This window comes from Agromyces sp. NDB4Y10 (assembly GCF_001620055.1).
Classification (GTDB): Bacteria; Actinomycetota; Actinomycetes; order Actinomycetales; family Microbacteriaceae; genus Agromyces; species Agromyces indicus.
In genome coordinates this window covers 1-20,661 of the sequence record NZ_LQGY01000016.1, presented here as the reverse complement: position 1 = coordinate 20,661, position 20,661 = coordinate 1, and the positions used below count along the sequence as shown (strand labels likewise).

Sequence of the window (20,661 nt, the reverse complement as noted above, 5' to 3'; positions counted from 1 at the left end):
GGCCCCGCCGTCGGCGTTCAGCGGGCCGATGCGCAGGTGCTCCGCGGTTCGCCGAGCGGCTGCAGGTAGCGGTGCCACTCCGCCTCGGTGAGGTCGCGCCCGGCGAGGCGGCAGACGGCCGCGAACTGGCGCTCCGGGTCGAGGTCCCAGACCACGACGCCCTCTCGCGTCGAGACCGCGAGTTCGGCGCCGTCGGGGCGGATCGCGGCCGGCACGACGGCCCGCCCGCTGCTGCGGAAGGGGTCGCCGATGGGTTCGCCGCTCACCGTGTCGTAGACGATCGACGTGCCGTCGGCGAGGGTCACCACGACGGTCCGGCCGTCGGCGTCGAAGGATGGTGCGTAGCGACCGGTGGCGGCACCGGCGACGATTCCGGCACGGCGCAGCGAATCCGCCCGGTAGTGCCCGATGCCGTCGTCGCCGACGCCGACGAGTTCGTCATCCGGCGTGACGACGTGGGCCCGCAGGCCGAGGAGTCCGTCGGCGCGCAGCGCGTGATCCTGGCCCGACACGACCGCGGTGCGGATCGGGCCCTGCGGCAGCGGCTCGTCGGGACCGATCTCGCGACTGCGCACCTCCGGGAGGTAGCTGACGGCGAGCGGATCCCCGTCGGGCGCCGACGACACCCACACCGGGTACCCGTCGACGCTCCAGGCCGGGCCCTCCGCCGCCCCGGATTCCGGATCGATCGTCCGCATCCGGCCGTTGGTGCGCACCGCGAGGAGGTGCTCGCCGCCGTCGATCGGCCAGAGCGACACCACCCCCCACAGCTCCTCGCCGAGCTGCGTCCCGGTCCGCGAGTCGAACACGCGGAAGAGGTCGTCCGCGGCCGACCGGGCGTAGAGCCGCCCGTCCCGGAGCCAACCCGTCTCGACCACGGCGTCGGGGAACCGGTGCACCACCGTTCCCGACCGCGTATCCATGGCGACCGCGTCGTACGCCGGATCCCACACGTCGCGCTCGACGCGGGCGGGCGTGATGAGGAGCATCGAGTCCTCATGCGAGTACGGGCCGAGCACCTCCCAGCCGCGGGTCAGCAGCCGGTGCCCGGGGCCGTCGCCGTCGATCCGCCAGCGGGTGACGACCGGTCGGCCGACGCCGATCGCGGTGAGCATGCCGCCGTCGTCGCCCACGGCGAGCGGGCCGACGTCGTCCGATCCGCGGAATTCGTCGGACGGCAGGGGAACCCCCGACGCCAGGTCGAACACCGTCGTCACGCCGAAGCGACTGCTGCAGAACACCCGCCCGTGCGGTTCGGAGACCGCGATCCAGACGCACGGGCCGAGGTTCGCCGTCGAGAGGTCAGTCGCCCAGCGCACCTCGCCCGTCGCCGGGTCGAAGGCGGTCACGGCGCGGTCCCCGGAGGCGACCACCGTCCCCGAGGGGGCCACCGCCAGGTCGACGTGCGCCGACGACGGCGCCACGGGAATGCGGGTCACGACCGACGCCGTGCGCGGGTCGATGACGTCGACCCGGTCGTCGAGGCGGCCGACGAGCAGGCGGCCCGCGGTGTCGAACGCGATCGCCGCGGCGTACGAGTCGCGGTCGAGCGCGGTCGTGCGCTCGCCGTCGATCGAACGCATCGCGGCATCCGTCGTCGAGACCAGTTCGACGGCGCCGTCGCGTGCGTCGGCGATGGCGATGATCGAGCCGTCGCGGTTCAGCGCCAGGGCGCCGGTCCCGGTGCCGAGTCGGATCGGGCCGAGGAGGCGTTCGCCGCCCGTCAGGTCGAAGGCGACGAGCACCGAGGTCGGCGACGTGCCGTACCAGGTGACGCCGGACGGCTGCGTCCTCGACGGCCAGAGCACCGCGCCGACCCGGCCGTCGGCGCTCACCTCGACGAGCGGCCAGGGCCGCGGCGGCCCGGGTTCGAATCCGAGGTCGAGCGCTCGGACCGTGCCACCGTCGGCGAGGTCCCGCACCGCGGCGGCACCGCCGGACGTGACCACCAGGGCCTCCTCGGTACCGGGGATGAGCGAGCCGTACGCACTGCCCTCGGGTTCGAGCGCGATCGTGTCGACGAGTCCGCCCGCCGCCTGCAGCACGCTCGTGAGCCCCGAGCGGGTCCGGGCGTCGTCTGGCCAGCGACGGTAGGCCTCGGCGGCGAGCAGGGCGGAGACGTCGCGCTCCGACGTCCGCAGCGCCAGGGCCGTCGCGACGAGCGCCTCGACCGTGGCCGTGTCGCGCTGCGCGCCCGCCTCGGTCGACGTGACCACGGCGGTCGACCCGACCCCGACGAGCAGCAGGATGAGGCCCGCGGCGACGCCGAGCAGGGATCGGAGTCGACGGTTCCGCCGCCGGTCCTCCTCGGCCCGGGCGAGCAGCTCCGTCCGTTCGGCGTCGGCGCGGGCGGCCGACGCGTCCAGGAAGTCCGCCTCGATGCGCGTGAGGTCGTCGGGAGCGGCATCCCGTCGCTCGAGGGCCGCCTGCAGGCGTGCGCCACGGAACAGCTCGTCATCCGGGCGCCCGGCCACGTCCCACGACTCGGCGGCTGCGGTCACGCCCGCCAGCACGCGCGCGGCATCCGCGTCCTGCTGCAGCCAGTCGTGCAACCTCGGCCATGCCAGCGCGAGCGCCTCGTGGGCGATCGCGACCGATTCCGCCTCTGCGGTGACGAGCCGCGCGCTCGTGAGTCGTGCGAGCACGCGCGCCCGAGCGGCATCCGCACGGAGCGGCCCGGCGGCGGCGCGGCGCCGGATGGGCGCGCCGTCCGGACCGAGCTCGACGAGCCGGAGCATGAGCGATCGGCACTGGTCGCGTTCCCGGGCGTCGAGCGACTCGTAGAGCTGTTCGGCCGACTGGGCGATGGCGCCCGAGATGCCGCCCGACGACTCGTAGCCGGCGACCGTGAGCGTGGCACCCTCGCGGCGGCTCCACGTCTCGACGAGGGCGTGCGCGAGGAGGGGGAGCGCGCCCGGCGCACCGGCCGCATCGCGCAGCATGAGCTCCGCGAGCCCGGGCTCCAGTCTCAGTCCGGCGCGCCGGGCCGGCTGCTCGATGGCGTCCCGGAGCGCTTCGCGACCCATCGGACCGACGAGGTGCACGCCGTCGGCCATCAGCGGACCGAGGTCGGCGAGCGCCGCGCACCGGTCGAGGAAGTCGGAGCGGACGACGAGGACGACCACGACGCCGGCCGCCGCCGCCCGGGCGATCGCCGCCGCCGTCCCGTCGGCATCCGCGCCGCGCGCGTGGAAGACCTCCTCGAACTGGTCGATCACCAGCGCGGTGCGGCCGTGGGCACCGTCGACGGCGTCGCGGATGCGGCGTTCGAGGTCGGCGCTCGGCAGCAGGACGAAGACGCGGTCGCCGCGTCGCCGGAGGACCGGCACGACCCCGGCGAGCACGAGCGAGGACTTGCCGCTGCCCGACGCCCCCGACACCGCGAGGAACGGGGCCCGAGCCAGCCGCGCCAGCGCCGCCCGCACGTCGGCGTCGCGCCCGAAGTAGTGCTCCTCGTCCTCCGCGGCGAAGGACCGGAGTCCGGGGTAGGGGCAGTCCGCGCTCGGGACCGTCACCGGCGTCGACGGGCGCAGCGACGGGTCGTGCCGGAGGATCGCGAGCTCCATGTCCTGCAGCTCCTCGCCGGGCTCGACGCCGAGCTCCTCGTCGAGCCGTTCGCGCGCAGCCCGCACCGCCGCGAGCGCATCCGCCTGGCGGTCGCTGCGGTAGAGCGCCGTCGCGAGCATCGTCCAGCGGCGTTCGCGCAGCGGAGCCTCGCGCACCATCGTCTCGGCCATCGGCACCGACTCGGTGTGCCTCCCGGCTCGCAACCACGCATCCAGGCGGACCTCCTCGAGATCCATGCGGGCCTCCTCGAGGCGAGCCGACTCCGCCGCCGCGGGCAGCCACGCGGACAGCTCCGCGAACGCGGTGCCGTGCCACAGGCCGAGGGCTCGGTCGGCCGCGTCGAGGCTGCGCACCGGGTCGCCTGCCACCAGGTGCTCGCGTGCGGCGGCCGCGAGCCGCTCGAACCGCGCCGCATCGATCTCCGCCGCGTCGATCCGCAGCTCGTACCCGTCGTCGACCGTCTCGATCGCCGAGCGCCCGACCGCCTTCCGCACGAGTCCGATCGCCGCCTGCACCTGCTTCTGCCAGGTGTGCGGGCGGTCGTCGCCCCAGACCGCCGACGCGATCTCGTCGGCGGGGACCGGCTGGCCGTTCCGGAGTACGAGGACGGCGAGCACCATGCGTTCCCGCAGGTTGAGCGCGGCGTCGTCGAGACGGAGCGGGCCGAGGACCCGGATGCCCATACCCGCAGTGTCCACCCGCGCCCGCGACGGGTCAATGCGCGGGCCGGAGCCGGCATACCGCCGGAATACCGCCGCGTGACGGGGCGGTACCCCCGTGGCGCACCGTGGCGGCATGGAACACGCACACACCGTCACTGTCCGCCTCGCCGCGTCCGCCCTCATGGTCGGGCTCGCCGCGACATTCGCCGGCTGCGCTTCGCTCGCATCCACGGTCGGCGACCAGGCCCGCGCCGGCGGGCCCGCCCGCGTGTCGACCGAGGCGCACCTGGACATGGCCCGCGACACGGCCGACGCCTACGTCTCGGGGCTGATCGCCAGGGCCCGCGCGAACGTCGTCACCGACTCGCATCGCCAGCAGCTCCAGGCGCAGGTCGAGCGCTACCTCGCCGAGCTGAAGCAACGGGCGCAGGACGCCCGCCGGGCCGATCCCGTCCGGGACGACCTCAGCCCGACCGCCCCGACCGGCTGAACCGAGCGGATGCCGCGGCGGCGACGGGGCGACGAGCGCCGTCGCCGCCGCGTTCCGTCGCGCGTGGGCGGCGCGGTCCGCCGCGCGCGGGCCCCGCGGTCGTTATCGTGAACGCATGGCCCGAAACGACGGCGACGACGAGGACGAAGCCCTTCGCTGGGACGGCGACGACGATGCGACGCTCGCGCCCGGATGGCGCGCGGTCGGCACCCCGGTGCCCGTCACTGCGCCGGGCGAGGGCACGACGGATGCCGCGGCATCCGTCGACGGCGAGCCGGACGGCGACACGGCGGATGCCGCGGACCAGCCCGGGTCGGCCGAGCTCGTGCTGCTCGGCGTCTTCGGCGGCGTCTACCTCCTCTACACGCTCGGGTGGATCCTCAGCGTGCTCCGCGTGCAGAACCCCGCGGCCGATCCGGTGGGCCAGTTCATGTTCAGCCTGGGTCTGTGGCTCGCCGTGCTCGCTCCGGCGCTGTGGTTCGGGGTGACGTTCGCGCTCACGCGCGGGCGACCGAGGGCGCGACTCGTCTGGATGCTCGTCGGGGCCGTCGTGCTCCTGCCGGTCGCGTTCGTGGCGGGGGTGACGGCATGAGCGCCGCGACGGCCGACCCGTCCGTGCGCCGCACGCCGTTCTGGCTCGAGATCGCCCTCGCGATCGCCTTCGGCCTGTTCTTCGCCTACGACGCGTGGGAGGCCGTCGGCAACCTGGTCGGCGTCGCCGATCTCGCGCGCACGCTCGACACGTCGATCAGCGGGTCGGGCTGGGTCGTGCTCATCGCGGCGATCCTGCTGCCGATCGGCCTCTTCGCCGCGGCGTTCCTGCTCGGGCGACGGCGTTCGGCCGTCGTGCAGGCGGCGCTGTACCTCACGGGACTCGCGGTGTCGGCGCTGCTCTACCTCGACATCCTGCTCATGTTCGGGGTCGGAGCGCTGCTCACCTGAGCGGTGGGCCCGCGAACGCCCGCTCGTCTGCGCGCGTCACACGATTCGGGGACGCCCCGGACGCTGAAGTAGCATGAGCGCGTCCCCGCGCCTCCGACGATGCCGGCGCACGCGTGCACGCGCACCCATCCGAATCCCGTGAAGGACCCAACGTGTCGAAGCCGGTCGTGCTGATCGCCGAAGAACTCTCGCCCGCCACCGTCGATGCCCTCGGACCCGACTTCGAGATCCGCAACGTGGACGGCACCGACCGTCCGGCGCTGCTCGAGGCGATCGCCGACGCGCACGCGATCCTCGTGCGCTCGGCCACCAAGGTCGACGCCGAGGCCATCGCCGCGGGGCGCTCGCTGAAGGTCATCGCCCGCGCGGGCGTCGGGCTCGACAACGTCGACATCAAGGCGGCCACGACCGCCGGCGTGATGGTCGTGAACGCGCCGACGTCGAACATCATCTCCGCCGCCGAACTCACCGTCGGGCACATCCTGAGCCTCGCGCGCCACATCCCGGCCGCGCACGCCGCCCTCGCGCAGGGGGAGTGGAAGCGCTCGGCGTACACGGGCGTCGAGCTCTACGAGAAGACCGTCGGCATCATCGGCCTCGGCCGCATCGGCGCGCTCATCGCGGCCCGGCTGCAGGCGTTCGGCGTCGAGGTCATCGCCTACGACCCCTACATCACCGCCGCACGCGCGCAGCAGCTCGGCGTGCAGACCGTCACGCTCGACGAGCTCCTCGAGCGCAGCGACTTCATCACCATCCACATGCCGAAGACGCCGGAGACGACCGGCATGATCGGCGCCGAGCAGCTCGCGAAGATGAAGCCCACCGCCTTCGTCGTGAACGTCGCGCGCGGCGGGCTCATCGACGAGGAGGCCCTGCACGACGCGCTCGTGGCGGGCACCATCGCCGGCGCCGGCCTCGACGTGTTCGTCCAGGAGCCGCCGAAGGAGTCGCCGCTGCTCGCCCTGCCGAACGTGGTGGTCACGCCGCACCTCGGCGCGTCGACCGACGAGGCGCAGGAGAAGGCGGGCGTCTCGGTCGCCAAGTCGGTTCGCCTCGCGCTCGCCGGCGAGCTCGTGCCCGACGCCGTGAACGTCGCCGGCGGCGTGATCGACCCGTACGTGCGCCCCGGCATCCCGCTCGTCGAGAAGCTCGGCCAGCTCTTCGCGGGTCTCGCGCAGGGACCGCTCGAGAGCCTCGACGTCGAGGTGCACGGCGAGCTCGTCGACTACGACGTGAGCGTGCTGAAGCTCGCCGCGCTGAAGGGCGTCTTCACCAACGTCGTGAGCGAGACCGTCTCGTACGTGAACGCGCCGCTGCTCGCCGAGCAGCGCGGCGTCGCGGTGCGCCTCATCGCCGACGCCGACAGCCCCGAGTACCGCAACGTCATCACGCTGCGCGGCGCGCTCGCCGACGGCACCCAGGTGTCGGTGTCGGGCACGCTCACGGGCACCAAGCAGATCGAGAAGCTCGTCGGCATCAACGGCTACGACATCGAGGTGCCGATCGCGGACCACCACATCGTGATGATCTACACCGACCGGCCGGGCATCGTGGCGGTCTATGGCAGCGAGTTCGGCGACGCCGGCATCAACATCGCGGGCATGCAGATCGCGCGTCGCGAGGCCGGGGGCCAGGCGCTGTCGGTGCTCACGGTGGACTCGCCGGTTCCGGCCGAGGTGATCGAGCGGGTGCGCACCGCGATCGACGCCGACGTCATGGTCGAGGTCGACATCACGGAGTCCTAGGTCTCGGTACGGGCGCTTCGCGTCCTACTCGACCACCGGGTCTCGATACGGGCGCTTCGCGTCCTACTCGACCACCGGGTCTCGGTACGGGCGCTTCGCGTCCAACTCGACCACCGGGACTCGATACGGGCGCTTCGCGTCCTACTCGACCACCGGGTCTCGGTACGGGCGCTTCGCGTCCAACTCGACCACCGGGTCTCGATACGGGCGCTTCGCGTCCTACTCGACCACCGGGCGCTTCGCGTCCTACTCGACCACCGGGCCGTCCGCGAGGCGCTCGAGCAGGGCGACGAGGGCGTCGAGCTCGGCGGCCGGCGGGGCGTCGACCCCGAGCTCGGGGTCCTGCCCGTGGAGCGCCGAGTCGTAGTACAGCCCGTCGCCGATGAGCGTGATCGCGAGCGCCACGGTCGGGTCCGCGACGTGCCGCCGCACCGCCTCGAGCCAGCGTTCGCGCACCGCGCGGATGGTGCGGGCGGCCGACTCGTGCCCGGCCTGGGCGAGCCGCGTCGCCGCGACGGCCGCGCGGTCGAGCGGGGATCCGACCGCCACCGACGACCGCACGTAGTAGGCGATCGCGCCTTCGGGGGCTCGCTCGAGCACGGCGATGTCGTCGTCGACGAGCCGGGCGAACCGCTCGAGGACCCCGTCGACGAGCGCCTCCCGGTTGGCGAAGTGGTAGAGCAGGCCGCCCTTGGAGACCCCGGCGGCCTTCGCGGTCGCGTCGAGCGTCGCCGCGCGCTCGCCCGCGTCGATGAGGATGCGCTCGAAGGCATCGAGGACGGCGTCGCGGGCGGCGGGTGGGCGGCTCATGGCTCCGATGGTATCGAGCGGCCCGTGTCGGCGGGATCTGATACTCTACCGTCCAGACGGTACAGTAATAGGAACCCCGAAATGACTCACGAGACCAACGGCACGAGCACCATTCCCGCGCGAACGGATGCCGCGGCATCCGTCGTCACCCGCGTCGACCCCGGCCGGCCGCGCGCGTCGCGCCGGCAGTGGCTCGCGCTCGCGGTGCTCATGCTGCCCGTCCTGCTCGTCTCGGTCGACAACACCGTCCTGAGCTTCGCGCTCCCGGCGATCGCGCGCGACCTCGGTCCCACGGGTGCCCAGCAGCTGTGGATCATCGACGCCTACCCGCTCGTGCTCGCCGCACTCCTCGTGGCCATGGGCAGTGCCGGTGACCGCTTCGGTCGCCGACGGATGCTGCTCATCGGCTCCGTCGGCTTCGCGCTGGTGTCGATCGCCGCCGCGTTCGCACCGACGGCCGAGGCGCTCATCGTCGCCCGCGCGGCGCTCGGGTTCTTCGGTGCGATGCTCATGCCCTCCACGCTCTCGCTGCTGCGCACCGTCTTCGCCGACCGCGAGCAGCGACGGCTCGCGATCGCGATCTGGGCCTCCGGCTTCGCCGCCGGCAGCGCGCTCGGACCCATCGTCGGCGGGGTGCTCCTCGAGCACTTCCACTGGGGGTCCGTGTTCCTCCTCGCCGTGCCCGTGCTCGTGCCGCTCGTCGTGCTCGTGCCCCTCCTGATCCCCGAGAGCCGCGACCCCGCGCCGGGCCCGATCGACGTGCCGAGCATCCTGCTCTCGTTCGCCGCCATGGGCGCCGTCGTCTACGGCATCAAGCACGTCGCCACCGAGGGCATCGACGTCGTCGGCGTCGCCGCCGTGCTCGCGGGCGCCGCCCTGGCGATCTGGTTCGTGCGCCGGCAGCTGCGGGCGGCGACCCCGATGCTCGACATGCGGCTGTTCCGGCAGGGCTCGTTCGGCGGGGGCGTGCTCGTCAACCTGCTGAGCGTCATCGCGCTCGTCGGCTTCCTCTTCTTCGTGTCGCAGCACCTGCAGCTCATCGCGGGCCTGTCGCCCGTGCAGGCGGGCCTCGCGCTCACCCCGGGGCTTGTCGCGATGATCGCCGCCGGGCTCTCGGTCGTGCCGATCGCCCGACGCGTGCACCCGCGCGTGCTGGTCCCGTCGGCCGTCGCGCTCTCCGCGGCGGGGTACCTCGTGATCGCCCTCACCGCCGGCGACGGCGTCGCGGGCGTCGCCATCGCGTTCGTCCTCCTCGGCATCGGCATCGGCGTGGCCGAGACGGTCTCGAACGAGCTGATCCTCTCGAGCGCGCCGCCGGCGAAGGCGGGCGCGGCATCGGCCGTGTCCGAGACCGCCTACGAGCTCGGCGCGGTGCTCGGCACCGCCGTCCTCGGCAGCATCCTCGCCGCCTGGTACCGCACCGCCATCGAGCTCCCGGCCGAACTGACGGCGGGGCAGGCGGATGCCGCGCGCGAGACGCTCGCTGGCGCGATGGCGCTCGCCGAGACGCTGCCCGCCTCCGTGGGCGCCGAGCTCGCGGCATCCGCTGCCACCGCGTTCGGCGGCGGCGTGACGGTCACCGCGTTCATCGGCATGCTGCTCATGGTCGCCGCGGGCGTCGTCGCCGCGACCACCCTGAACGAGCCGCGGGGCGCCGCCTCGGAGTGAGGTGGCGCCCCGCGGGGGTCGAGTTCGATGACCGTCAGAGCGTGGTGCCGTCGTCGGGCCGCGACGACTCGGCGCGCGTGACGCGCTCGCCGGTGGCAGGGTCGACCATCGTGCGCGACGTCGAGACGGAGCTCCGGCGCCGGGCGAGGAGGACGATGCCGAGGATGATGACCACCGCGCCGGCGATCATCAGGATGTAGCCGACCATCTGCAGGTTGATCCACTCCACGGAGACGTTGAGCGCGAACGCGAACACCGCGCCGATGGCGAAGAGGACGATTCCGAGACCGAGACTCATCTGGTAGTGCCTTTCACTCGGGCGGCGGCGAGCGCCGCACATGCGGGGGTGGGGTATACCGCTCCCTGAGGCCGAGTGTAGTGAGCGGCCACGTCGGCGGACAGTACTCTTGGAGGGCTGGCGGACGAAGGAGGCTTCATGGTAACGACGGTCAGGCTCGCGGTGATCCCGGGTGACGGCATCGGCCCCGAGGTGGTCGGTGAGGCGCTCAAGGTCCTCGACGCGGTCGCCGCCGACGCCGGCCTGGCCTTCGAGCGCACCGAGTTCTCGCTCGGTGCGGGTCGGTACCTCGAGACGGGCGACGTGCTGACCGTCGACGACCTCGAGGCGATCAAGGCGCACGACGCGATCCTGCTCGGCGCGGTCGGCGGCGTGCCCGGCGACCCGCGCCTCGCCGGCGCGAACATCGAGCGCGGCCTGCTGCTGAAGCTGCGGTTCGAGCTCGACCACTACGTCAACCTCCGTCCCTCCGTCCTGCACCCCGGCGTCGCGAGCCCGCTCGCGAACCCCGGCGACGTCGACTTCGTCGTGGTCCGCGAGGGCACCGAGGGCCCCTACGTCGGCAACGGCGGCGCCATCCGCGTCGGCACGCCGGCGGAGGTCGCGAACGAGGTGTCGGTGAACACCGCGTACGGCGTCGAGCGCGTCGTGCGGTACGCCTTCGCCGCGGCATCCGCTCGCCCCCGGAAGCGGCTCACGCTCGTGCACAAGACGAACGTGCTGGTCTTCGCGGGCTCGCTGTGGAAGCGGACCGTCGACGCCGTCGCGGCCGAGTACCCGGACGTCGCGGTGGACTACCTGCACGTCGACGCCGCGACGATCTTCCTGGTCACCGACCCTGCTAGATTCGACGTCATCGTCACGGACAACCTCTTCGGCGACATCCTCACCGATCTGGCCGGCGCGATCAGCGGCGGCATCGGACTCGCGGCCTCGGGCAACATCAACCCCGACGGCCGGTTCCCCAGCATGTTCGAGCCCGTGCACGGTTCGGCTCCGGACATCGCCGGGAAGGGCATCGCCGATCCCACCGCCGCGATCCTCTCGGTCGCGCTGCTCCTCGACCACCTCGGCCACGGGGCGGCAGCCGAGCGGGTGCGCGACGCGGTGGCCGCCGACGTCGCCGAGCGCGGCGACGCGAACCGGTCGACCACCGAGATCGGCGACGCCATCGCCGCCCGCCTCGGCGCCACCGTCGGCGCCCACTGACCCGCTTCGAAGGAGACCACCGTGACCACGACGAACCTCACCCTCCAGACGCCGTCCCCGGCCGGCCTGACCTGGCAGGTCACGCGCAACGAGGACGCGAAGTCCGACGCCGAGCGCGAGGCGATCCTCGCCGACCCCGGCTTCGGCAACCACTTCACCGACCACATGGTCGACCTGTGCTGGTCCGAGAAGGGCGGATGGCACCGGCCCCGCGTCTCGCCGTACGGTCCGATCCAGCTCGACCCCTCCGCCGCCGTGCTGCACTACGCGCAGGAGATCTTCGAGGGCCTCAAGGCGTACCGCCACGCCGACGGCTCGGTGTGGTCGTTCCGTCCCTACGAGAACGCCGCCCGCATGCAGCGCTCGGCGCGCCGGCTCGCCCTGCCCGAGCTGCCCACCGAGTACTTCATCGACTCGCTCAAGCAGCTCATCGCGCTGGATGCCGCGTGGGTGCCGTCCGCCCCCGAGACGAGCCTCTACCTGCGGCCCTTCATGTTCGCGAAGGAGGCGTTCCTCGGCGTGCGCCCCGCGAAGAAGGTCGCGTACTACCTCATCGCGAGCCCCGCGGGCGCGTACTTCCACGGTGGCGTGAAGCCCGTGTCGATCTGGCTGTCGACCAAGTACGCGCGGGCCGGCAAGGGCGGCACCGGCGCGGCGAAGACCGGCGGCAACTACGCCTCGAGCCTCCTGCCCCAGGCCGAGGCAGCCGAGCACGGCTGCCAGCAGGTGCTGTTCCTCGACGAGGGCACGTACCTCGAGGAGCTCGGCGGCATGAACGTCATCCTCGTGTACCGCGACGGACGGCTCGTCACCCCCGAGTCGGACTCGATCCTCGAGGGCATCACGCGCGACTCGGTGCTGCAGCTCGCGCGCGACCGCGGCCACGCGGTCGAGAGCCGTCGCGTGACCATCGACGAGTGGCGCGAGGGTGCGGCATCCGGCGAGATCGTCGGCGCCTTCGCGTGCGGCACCGCCGCGGTCATCACGCCCATCGGGCGCCTGCTCGCCGAGGACTTCGAGATCGTCCACAACGGACCCGAGGCGTCCGAGCTCGCCATGTCGCTGCGCGACGAGCTGACCGGCATCCAGTACGGACGCGTCGAGGACCGCCACGGCTGGATGCTCCGGCTCGACGCGTGACGGGCGGGCCCGCTCGGGTCCCCGCCCCGTCGGCGCCGTCCGCGCGGCGGCGCCGAATAGGCTGGGCGCATGAAGGTCGCGCGCTTCTCCCACGGTGAGTCCATCTCGTTCGGCATCGTCGACGAGGAGGAGCACGAACTCGTCGTGCTGAAGGCCGACCCGATGTTCGCCGGGTACGACCCGACGGGGGAGCGCGTGCCGCTCGCCGAGGCGAAGCTGCTCGCGCCGGTCATCCCGCGGTCGAAGGTCGTCGCGGTGGGCAAGAACTACCACGACCACGCTGCCGAGATGGGTGGCGAGGCGCCCGCCGAACCGCTGCTCTTCCTGAAGCCCAACACCGCGGTGATCGGCCCGGGCGACTCGATCGTGCTGCCGCCGGAGAGCTCGCAGGTCGAGTTCGAGGGCGAGCTGGCGGTCGTGATCGGACGGATCGCGCGTCGCGTGAGCGAGGCCGACGCGGCATCCGTCGTCTTCGGCTACACGATCGCGAACGACGTCACGGCCCGCGACCTGCAGCGCAGCGACGGCCAGTGGACGCGAGCCAAGGGCTTCGACACGTTCTGCCCGCTCGGGCCGGTGATCGACACCGACCTCGACCTCGAGCGCGGCACCATCGAGACCAGCGTCAACGGCGAACGCCGACAGGAGGCGCGCCTCGCCGACATGGTGCACTCGATCCCGGCGATCATCGCCTACGCCTCGAACGTGTTCACGCTGCTGCCGGGCGACGTGATCCTCACCGGCACCCCGGCGGGCGTCGGGCCGATCACGACGGGCGACACCGTCGAGGTGAGCATCTCCGGGCTCGGCTCGCTCGCGAACCCCGTGCGCTCGGCCTGATCGTTCAGCGGCCGAGGGCGCGTGCGGCCAGGTCGACGTCCTCGGCATCGTTCCAGAGGTGGAACGCGACGCGCGCGCGGCCGGCACGCCCGGACGCGGTGAGCCCGGCGGCGGTCAGCGCGGCGAGGTCACGGCCCTCCGCGTCCGGCCAGCTCACGATCGCGCTCGCCGACGGCGGCAGGCCGAGGCGCTCGCGGAACGCGTCGGCGAGGGACACGTCGTACCGGCGGACGGCCTCGAGGTCGAGGCCGGCGGCGAGCTCCAGCGCGGCTTCGGCCCCCGCCCACGCGTGCCATGCCGGCGAGACGTCGAACCGGCGAGCGCCCGCGGCGAGGTGCAGGTCCGGGCCGTAGCACGACGACCACGGATCCTCGCCGGAGTACCAGCCGGCGGTGATCGGTACGAGCTCGTCGAGCGCGCGATCGCTCACGGCCATGAACGCGGCCCCGCGCGGCGCCGAGAGCCACTTGTACGCGTGGCAGACGACCAGGTCGGCGTCGAGGTCGGCGGTCGGCATCCACCCCGTGGCCTGGGTGGTGTCGACGAGCACGAGCGCGCCGGCGGCGCGTGCGGCGGCGATGACGGATGCCGCGTCGGCGATCTCCCCGGTCGCGGACTGCACGAGCGAGAATGCGACGAGCCACGTCGACGGCGTGATCGCGTCGGCGAGGCGAGCGAGCGGCACCGGACGCACGTCGAGGTCGCCGCGGGCGAGGAACGGCGCGACGACCGAGCTGAAGTCGCCGTCGACGCAGGCGATGCGAGCGCCGGCCGGGGCGGACGCCGCGGCGAGGGCGACGAACGCGGACACCTGCGATCCGACCGCCACGCGGTCGGCGGCGGTGCCGAGCAGCGTCGCGGCGTGCCCGCGGGCGCGTTCGACGATCGCGCTGTACTCCGCGGCCGAGGCCTCGCCGGCGCGCCAGCGTTCGAGGTCCCGCGAGATCGCCTCCGCCGTCGCCGTCGCCGGGATGCCGAGCGTGCAGGCGGCCAGATAGCCGCGTCCGGCGGTGAATCGCGGGTCGGGGAGGCCGAGGGTGCTCGCGGTCGATGCGAGGTCGATGGAGAGGGCCATGGCCTCAGCCTCGTCCGGTGCGAGCGATACGTCGAGAGCCGGTGTTGCATCCGATGCATAAGACGTGCTTATGCTCAGTCATGGACGCGATGCCCGAGCCCGATGCCCAGCCCGGGTCGCGCACCGCACCCGGCGACGACGCCGGCCCTGCCGGCCTGCCGAGCACGGTGGACGCCACGAGCCTGCTCGTCCTCCGGGCCATCGCCGACCACGGCTCCATCACGGCCGCGGCCTCCGCACTCGGGTTCAGCCAGCCCGCGCTCAGCCAGCAGGTGCGTCGCGCGGAGGCACGCGCGGGCACCCCGCTCGTCGAGCGGACGGGACGCGGCATCCGCCTCACCCCGGCCGGGCGCGTGCTCGCCCGGCACGGCGCGGCGGTCGCCACCGCGCTCGAGGCCGCGCGCGGCGAACTCGCCGACCTGCGCGGCCTGCGCTCCGGTCGCGTCCGGCTGACCGCGTTCCCCTCGGCCTCGCCGACGCTCGTGCCCGCGTTCATGGCCGGGATGGCGGAGCGCCATCCCGGCGTGCGCGTGAGCTTCGTCGAGGCGGAGCCGCCCGAGGCGGTCGCCGCCGTGCGCGAGGACCGCGCCGACCTCGCGCTCACCTTCAGCTACCCCGGCGACCGCAGCGACCCGCACCGGGCGAGCGCGCGCGGGCTCGAGGTGGCGACGATCGGCGGCGATGCCATGCACGTCGTACTCCCGGCGCGGCATCCGCTCGCCGAGCACGAGGTCGTCGACCTCGCCGGCCTCTCGAGCGAGCCCTGGATCGCCGGCTGCCCCCGCTGCCGCGGGCACCTGCTGGAGCTCTGCGACGCCGCCGGGTTCGCGCCGCGCATCGCCGTCGAGACCGACAACTTCGTCGCCGTCGAGGAGATGGTGGCCTCCGGGCTCGGGGTCGCCGTGCTGCCGGGGCTCGCCATCCAGTCGGCGGGGACCCGGGCCGGCGTCGCCGTGCGTCGCACCGCCAACGCCGACCGGCGGACCCTGCACCTCGTGACCGCGCGAGGCGGGCTCGGCGTGCCGGCCGTGGCCGTCGCGGCGGAGCTCCTGGCGGGCCTCGTCGCGCGACGGGACGAGGGATCCCGGGCCCGTAACATTGAGGGCGATGCCTGACACGACCCACCCCACCACGACCGCGACCGGCACCGACATCCGCGTGCGGTTCTGCCCGTCGCCCACCGGAACCCCGCACGTCGGCCTCGTGCGCACGGCCCTGTTCAACTGGGCGTACGCTCGCCACACCGGGGGCACCTTCGTCTTCCGCATCGAGGACACCGACGCGGCCCGCGACAGCGAGGAGAGCTACGCGCAGATCATCGACGCGCTCACCTGGCTCGGCCTCGGGTGGGACGAGGGCATCGACGTCGGCGGCCCCCACGGCCCGTACCGGCAGTCGCAGCGCGGCGGCATCTACGCCGACGTCATCGAGCGACTGAAGGCGGCGGGCCACGTCTACGAGAGCTACTCGACCGCCGACGAGATCGACGCGCGCAACGAGGCCGCCGGGCGACCCAAGCAGCTCGGGTACGACAACTTCGACCGCGATCTCACCGACGAGCAGCGCGCCGCCTTCCGTGCCGAGGGCCGTGAGCCGGCGCTGCGCCTGCGCGTGCCCGACGTCGACCTCGGCTTCGACGACCTCGTGCGCGGCCGCATCGACTTCGCGGCCGGGTCCACCACCGACTTCGTCGTGGTGCGCCCGAACGGCGCCCCGCTGTACACGCTCGTGAACCCGGTCGACGACGCGCTCATGGGCATCACGCACGTGCTGCGCGGCGAGGACCTGCTGAGCTCGACGCCGCGCCAGATCGCGCTCTACCACGCCCTCATCGACATCGGCGTGACGACCTTCGTGCCGCGCTTCGGTCACCTGCCCTACGTCATGGGCGAGGGCAACAAGAAGCTCTCCAAGCGCGACCCCGAGTCGAACCTCTTCCACCACCGCGACCGGGGCTTCATCCCCGAGGGCCTCGTGAACTACCTGGCGCTGCTCGGCTGGGGGTTCTCGGCCGACCGCGACGTGTTCAGCCGCGACGAGCTGGTCGAGCGGTTCGACGTGGCCGACGTGAACCCCAACCCCGCGCGCTTCGACCTCAAGAAGGCCGAGGCGATCAACGGCGACCACCTGCGGCAGCTCGACGTCGCCGACTTCGCCGCGCGCACGGTGCCGTACCTGCAGGCGGCGGGCGTCGTCGAGACGCCCATCGGTCCGGCGCACGAAACGATCCTCGCCGAGGCCGCGCCGCTCGTGCAGGAGCGCATCGGCCTGCTGGGCGAGGCGCCCGCGATGCTCGGGTTCCTCTTCACGGATGCCGCGGAGCTCGAGTACGACGAGTCGGCGGTCGGGTCGCTGCCGGCCGACGCCCCGGCCGTGCTCGCCGCCGCGCGCGAGGCGCTCGAGCGCATCCCGGGGGAGTCGTGGACCCACGCCGAGATCGAGGAGGCGCTGCGCGACGCGCTCGTCGACGGGCTCGGCCTGAAGCCGCGCGTCGCGTTCGGACCGGTCCGCGTCGCGGTCTCCGGCCGGCGCGTCTCGCCGCCGCTGTTCGAGTCGATGCAGATCCTCGGCCGCGTCGAGTCGATCGAACGCATCGACCGCCTCGCGGCGCTCATCGGCTGACGCGCCCGGGCGGTCCCGCCGTTTTGGCGAGGATCGCCCCCCTAGGCTAGAGTTACATGTCGGCCCGGGAACCTCGGTTCACCGGCCTTGGGGTATGGTGTAATTGGCAACACGGCTGATTCTGGTTCAGTTGTTCTTGGTTCGAGTCCAGGTACCCCAGCAGTGAGACCCGCGAGAGATCGCGGGTCTTTTCGCATCTACGGGCGCCGCCGCTCGCTCCGCAGGTCACGGGATGCCAACGCCGTGGCGACAGCCCTTTACATCGCGAACCCACTGAGGTTCCATTGACCCAGGCCGCTCGGCCCGGGACCGAACACCGGAGCATCCGAGGCGGTCCACCGGGAGATCGGGGGGTTCGTCGGTGGTGCATCGCAACCTGCGGAATCGCGACTTCGCCGAGACGCGCACGCCTCTCGGGGTCGTGGGGGGCCTGGCCGGCCTCGTCGCCGGCAGCGCCGCCGCCGCGATGCTCGTGACGGTCGCGGTGACGCCGGGGCTCGCCGCCGCCGGCGTGGCCGCGTCGAGCACGATCTCGATGTTCGAGAACCTGCCGAGCTACCTCGAGATCGGCGAGCTCAGCGAGAAGAGCAACATCTACGCCAAGCGCGCCAACGGCGACCGCGTCCTCCTCGCCTCCTTCTACGACCAGAACCGCGTGGAGGTGGGATGGGACCAGGTCAGCCAGTACGTGAAGGACGCCGCGATCGCCGGTGAGGACCCGCGGTTCTACGACCACAACGGCGTCGACCTCCAGGGCACCATCCGCGCCGCCGCGACGACCGCGACCGGGCGCGACACGCAGGGCGGCTCCTCGATCGCGCAGCAGTACGTCAAGAACGTCCGCGTCCAGGAGTGCGAGCGGCTCGCGGCCGACCAGGAGGAGCGGGACGGCTGCTACGACGCCGTCACCGAGACGACCATCGATCGGAAGCTCAAGGAGATGCGCCTCGCGATCGGCGTCGAGAAGCGCTACACCAAGAGCGAGATCCTGCTGGGCTACCTGAACATCGCCGGCTTCGGCGGAACCGTGTACGGCATCGAGGCCGCGTCGAGCTACTACTACAACACCACCGCGGCGAACGTGACCCTCGCGCAGGCCGCGTCGCTCATCGCGATCGTCAACAACCCCGGCAAGTTCCGGCTCGACCGACCCGACGATCCGGCCAACGGGGCCGAGAACGGGTACGCCGCCAACACCGCGCGGCGCGACTACATCCTGCGCGCGATGCTGGCCGAGGAGAAGATCACGCAGGAGCAGTACGACGAGGCCGTCGCCACGCCCGTCGAGCCGGTCATCACCGAACCCAGCACCGGATGCCAGACGGCGGGCGCGAGCGCCTACTTCTGCGACTACGTGAAGAACATCCTCCAGAACGACCCGATCTTCGGCGAGGACGAGGCCGAGCGGATGCTCAATTTCCGCCGGGGCGGGTACGAGGTCCACACGACGCTCGACCTCGACCTGCAGCTCGCGGCGTCCCAGGCGGTCACGACCCACGTGCCGGCCACGTTCCCGGGCTGGGACGTGGGCGGCGTCATCTCGTCGGTCGAGGTGGGCACCGGACGGGTGCTCGCGATGGTGCAGAACCGCACGTACAGCCAGGACCCGGCGGTGCTCGCGAAGGGACCGCAGTACACGAGCATCAACTACAACACCGACTTCGCCTACGGCGGATCGCGTGGATTCCAGCCGGGATCGTCGTACAAGGTGTTCACGCTCGCCGAGTGGCTGAGCTCGGGGCGCGGACTGGGCGAGCGCGTCGACTCGCGACCGAAGAGCAACTGGGGCACGTTCCAGGACTCCTGCCTCGGCCCGCACTTCGCCGGCGACTGGAACCCCCGGAACGACGCCAACGAGTCCGGCTCCGCGTACAGCGCCATGGAGTCGACGATCGCGTCGATCAACACGGGCTTCATCGGCATGGCCAAGCAGCTCGACCTCTGCGGCATCCGCAAGCGCGCCGAGGCCTTCGGCGTGCACCGGGCCGACGGCAACGTGCTCGACCAGGGACCCGCGTCGGTCATCGGCACCAACGAGGTCGCGCCGCTCAGCATGGCCGTGGCCTTCGCCGGCATCGCGAACAACGGCGTGACCTGCTCGCCCATCGCGATCGACCGCATCATCGGCCGAGACGGCCAGGATGTCACGCCCCCGAAGTCGGAGTGCACGCAGTCGGTGGTCCCGGAGGTCGCGGCGGCGATGCACACCGCGATGGGCGCCGTGATGACGAGCGGTACGGCCCAGGCGTCGAACAACGCCACGCAGCCGTCCGTGCCCCTCATCGGCAAGACCGGCACGACCGATGGCGCGAAGGACACCTGGATGGTCGGGGCGAGCTCCAAGGTGGCCACCGCCGCGGCCGTGGTCAGCGTCAACGGCGACGCGAACCAGCGGGGGATCTCCTTCGCGACCGGGCAGGCGGCGACGGCGCGTCACCGGATGTGGCCCGCGGTGATGTCGGTGGCCGCGGCCAAGTACGGCGGCGACCCGTTCACGCAGGCGGGCATGGGTCCGGTCGTGCCGCGCGTGGACATCCCGGGCGTCGAGCCGCCGCCGACACCCCGAGACGACTCTGGGCAGGATGCGAATGCCAATGCCTCGCCGCGACCGGCTCCGCAGCCGGAACCGGCCCAGGCGCCGCCCGCACCGGCCCCGCCGCCTCCACCGCCGGTACCCGAGCCGCAGCCGGTACCCGAGCCGCAACCGCAGCCGCCGCCGGGGTGGCCCTTCGATCCCGGGTCGGGGTGGCCGTTCGACACCGGTCCCGGCGGCTGACCTTCGCCGACCGCCGCGAACCGTCCCGCGACCCCGTCCTCAGACCGCGGCTCCGGGGAGGCGGCTGTGGCGGACGCGGTGAACCGCCCAGGCGGCCACCGCGGCGAGCGCGAGCGCCCCGAAGACCACCAGCCAGGGAAGCAGTGCGCCGGGCGCGACTCCTGCGGTCCCGGCCGCGAGCTGGGCTGACCCGGTCGCGAGGCGGGTGTTGCCGTCGCTGAGTTCGGCGGCCCCGCCGGCGAGGTCCCCGGCGCCCGAGGCGAGCACGATGCTGCCGTCGGCGAGGGTCTGCGTCCCGACCGAGAGGTCGCCCGCTCCGGTGGCGAGTTCGTCCAGCCCGGCGGCGAGGTCCATGGCGCCCTGCGAGAGGGTGCCGGTCCCGGCGGCGAGGTCGCCCGCTCCGGTCGAGACGCGCTGGGCGCCCGCTGCGAGCTCGTCCGACTTCGCGGCCAGCTCCTGCGTGCCCGACACGAGGGCGGCGACGCCGGCGTCGAGGGAGGTCGTCCCGTTGCTGACGGCGACCGCACCCGCGCTGACCTTCGCGGCGCCGCCGGAGACCTGCGCCGCGCCCTGTGCGACCCGGTCCGTGCCCTCGGCGAGGCGGGCGTTGGCGGTGGCGACCTGTCCGGCGCCGCCGGCGAGCTGCGTCGTGCCGTCGGCGAGGCGTGCCGACCCGGCGGACACGGCGGCGGCCCCCTGGGCGAGTGCCGCTGCGCCGTCGGCGAGGGAGCGGGATCCGCTCGCGGCGGAGCTGATGCCGCCCGCGAGGTTCGCCATGCCCGCGCGGGTCGCCTCGGCACCGTCGGACACTCCGGCC

15 protein-coding genes, 1 tRNA gene and 1 pseudogene are annotated in these 20,661 nt (G+C 73.1%); 12 read left to right on the top strand and 5 right to left on the bottom strand.

The window, feature by feature from the left end; translation table 11 throughout:
* Positions 1 to 17: 17 nt before the first annotated feature.
* The gene (locus AVP42_RS04730; protein WP_067946637.1) at positions 18 to 4,250 is read right to left on the bottom strand and encodes a BTAD domain-containing putative transcriptional regulator; all 4,233 of its coding nucleotides are present in this window, start codon (positions 4,248 to 4,250) and stop codon (positions 18 to 20) included.
* Positions 4,251 to 4,362: 112 nt separating this feature from the next.
* Here AVP42_RS04730 and AVP42_RS16610 point away from each other — a divergent pair, with 112 nt between their 5' ends.
* The 4 genes from AVP42_RS16610 (at position 4,363) to serA (ending at position 7,406) form a co-directional block, all read left to right on the top strand.
* Positions 4,363 to 4,719 carry a hypothetical protein gene (locus AVP42_RS16610; RefSeq protein ID WP_067946635.1) on the top strand — a complete coding sequence of 119 codons (357 nt, stop codon included), beginning with the start codon at positions 4,363 to 4,365 and terminating at the stop codon, positions 4,717 to 4,719.
* A gap of 115 nt (positions 4,720 to 4,834) precedes the next feature.
* Positions 4,835 to 5,311: a hypothetical protein gene (locus AVP42_RS04720; protein ID WP_067946633.1), complete on the top strand. Its 477-nt coding sequence runs from the start codon at positions 4,835 to 4,837 to the stop codon at positions 5,309 to 5,311.
* The gene (locus AVP42_RS04715; RefSeq protein ID WP_067946631.1) at positions 5,308 to 5,661 is read left to right on the top strand and encodes a hypothetical protein; all 354 of its coding nucleotides are present in this window, start codon (positions 5,308 to 5,310) and stop codon (positions 5,659 to 5,661) included. The genes AVP42_RS04720 and AVP42_RS04715 overlap by 4 nt, the downstream gene beginning before the upstream one ends.
* 152 nt (positions 5,662 to 5,813) lie before the next feature.
* Positions 5,814 to 7,406, top strand: a complete 1,593-nt coding sequence (gene serA / locus AVP42_RS04710) for a phosphoglycerate dehydrogenase (protein WP_067946629.1) — start codon at positions 5,814 to 5,816, stop codon at positions 7,404 to 7,406.
* A gap of 246 nt (positions 7,407 to 7,652) precedes the next feature.
* On the opposite strand, the gene AVP42_RS04705 is transcribed toward serA, so the two are convergent.
* A complete protein-coding gene (locus AVP42_RS04705; RefSeq protein ID WP_067946626.1) occupies positions 7,653 to 8,216 on the bottom strand; it encodes a TetR/AcrR family transcriptional regulator in 564 nt (187 codons plus the stop codon).
* 81 nt (positions 8,217 to 8,297) lie between these two features.
* Here AVP42_RS04705 and AVP42_RS04700 point away from each other — a divergent pair, with 81 nt between their 5' ends.
* On the top strand, positions 8,298 to 9,884 hold the full coding sequence (locus AVP42_RS04700; RefSeq protein ID WP_082847003.1) for an MFS transporter: 1,587 nt from the start codon (positions 8,298 to 8,300) through the stop codon (positions 9,882 to 9,884).
* A 34-nt stretch (positions 9,885 to 9,918) separates the two neighbouring features.
* Here the strand turns inward: AVP42_RS04700 and AVP42_RS04695 are convergent, their stop codons facing one another.
* Positions 9,919 to 10,182, bottom strand: a complete 264-nt coding sequence (locus AVP42_RS04695) for a DUF6458 family protein (protein ID WP_067946624.1) — start codon at positions 10,180 to 10,182, stop codon at positions 9,919 to 9,921.
* Between the two features lie 138 nt (positions 10,183 to 10,320).
* Between AVP42_RS04695 and AVP42_RS04690 the strand changes: the two genes are divergently transcribed.
* From AVP42_RS04690 to AVP42_RS04680, 3 genes are all read left to right on the top strand, one after another.
* On the top strand, positions 10,321 to 11,391 hold the full coding sequence (locus AVP42_RS04690; protein WP_067946622.1) for a 3-isopropylmalate dehydrogenase: 1,071 nt from the start codon (positions 10,321 to 10,323) through the stop codon (positions 11,389 to 11,391).
* A 21-nt stretch (positions 11,392 to 11,412) separates the two neighbouring features.
* Positions 11,413 to 12,531, top strand: a complete 1,119-nt coding sequence (locus AVP42_RS04685; RefSeq protein ID WP_067946620.1) for a branched-chain amino acid aminotransferase — start codon at positions 11,413 to 11,415, stop codon at positions 12,529 to 12,531.
* 69 nt (positions 12,532 to 12,600) lie between these two features.
* Positions 12,601 to 13,371 (top strand): fumarylacetoacetate hydrolase family protein, encoded by a 771-nt coding sequence (locus AVP42_RS04680; RefSeq protein ID WP_067946618.1) that lies wholly within the window; start codon positions 12,601 to 12,603, stop codon positions 13,369 to 13,371.
* 4 nt (positions 13,372 to 13,375) lie between these two features.
* On the opposite strand, the gene AVP42_RS04675 is transcribed toward AVP42_RS04680, so the two are convergent.
* The gene (locus tag AVP42_RS04675) at positions 13,376 to 14,446 is read right to left on the bottom strand and encodes an aminotransferase class V-fold PLP-dependent enzyme (protein ID WP_082847002.1); all 1,071 of its coding nucleotides are present in this window, start codon (positions 14,444 to 14,446) and stop codon (positions 13,376 to 13,378) included.
* An 89-nt stretch (positions 14,447 to 14,535) separates the two neighbouring features.
* Here AVP42_RS04675 and AVP42_RS04670 point away from each other — a divergent pair, with 89 nt between their 5' ends.
* The 4 genes from AVP42_RS04670 (at position 14,536) to AVP42_RS04655 (ending at position 19,844) form a co-directional block, all read left to right on the top strand.
* Entirely contained in the window at positions 14,536 to 15,561 is a 1,026-nt protein-coding gene (locus AVP42_RS04670) for a LysR family transcriptional regulator (protein ID WP_082847006.1), read from the top strand.
* Positions 15,554 to 17,068: a glutamate--tRNA ligase gene (gene gltX / locus AVP42_RS04665; protein WP_067946616.1), complete on the top strand. Its 1,515-nt coding sequence runs from the start codon at positions 15,554 to 15,556 to the stop codon at positions 17,066 to 17,068. Before AVP42_RS04670 ends, gltX begins: the two co-directional genes overlap by 8 nt.
* An 88-nt stretch (positions 17,069 to 17,156) precedes the next feature.
* Positions 17,157 to 17,228 (top strand) — tRNA-Gln (locus AVP42_RS04660).
* Positions 17,229 to 17,429: 201 nt separating this feature from the next.
* A complete protein-coding gene (locus tag AVP42_RS04655) occupies positions 17,430 to 19,844 on the top strand; it encodes a transglycosylase domain-containing protein (RefSeq protein ID WP_067946613.1) in 2,415 nt (804 codons plus the stop codon).
* A 39-nt stretch (positions 19,845 to 19,883) separates the two neighbouring features.
* Here the strand turns inward: AVP42_RS04655 and AVP42_RS04650 are convergent.
* Positions 19,884 to 20,661 (bottom strand): annotated as a pseudogene (locus AVP42_RS04650) (hypothetical protein); the annotation flags it as partial.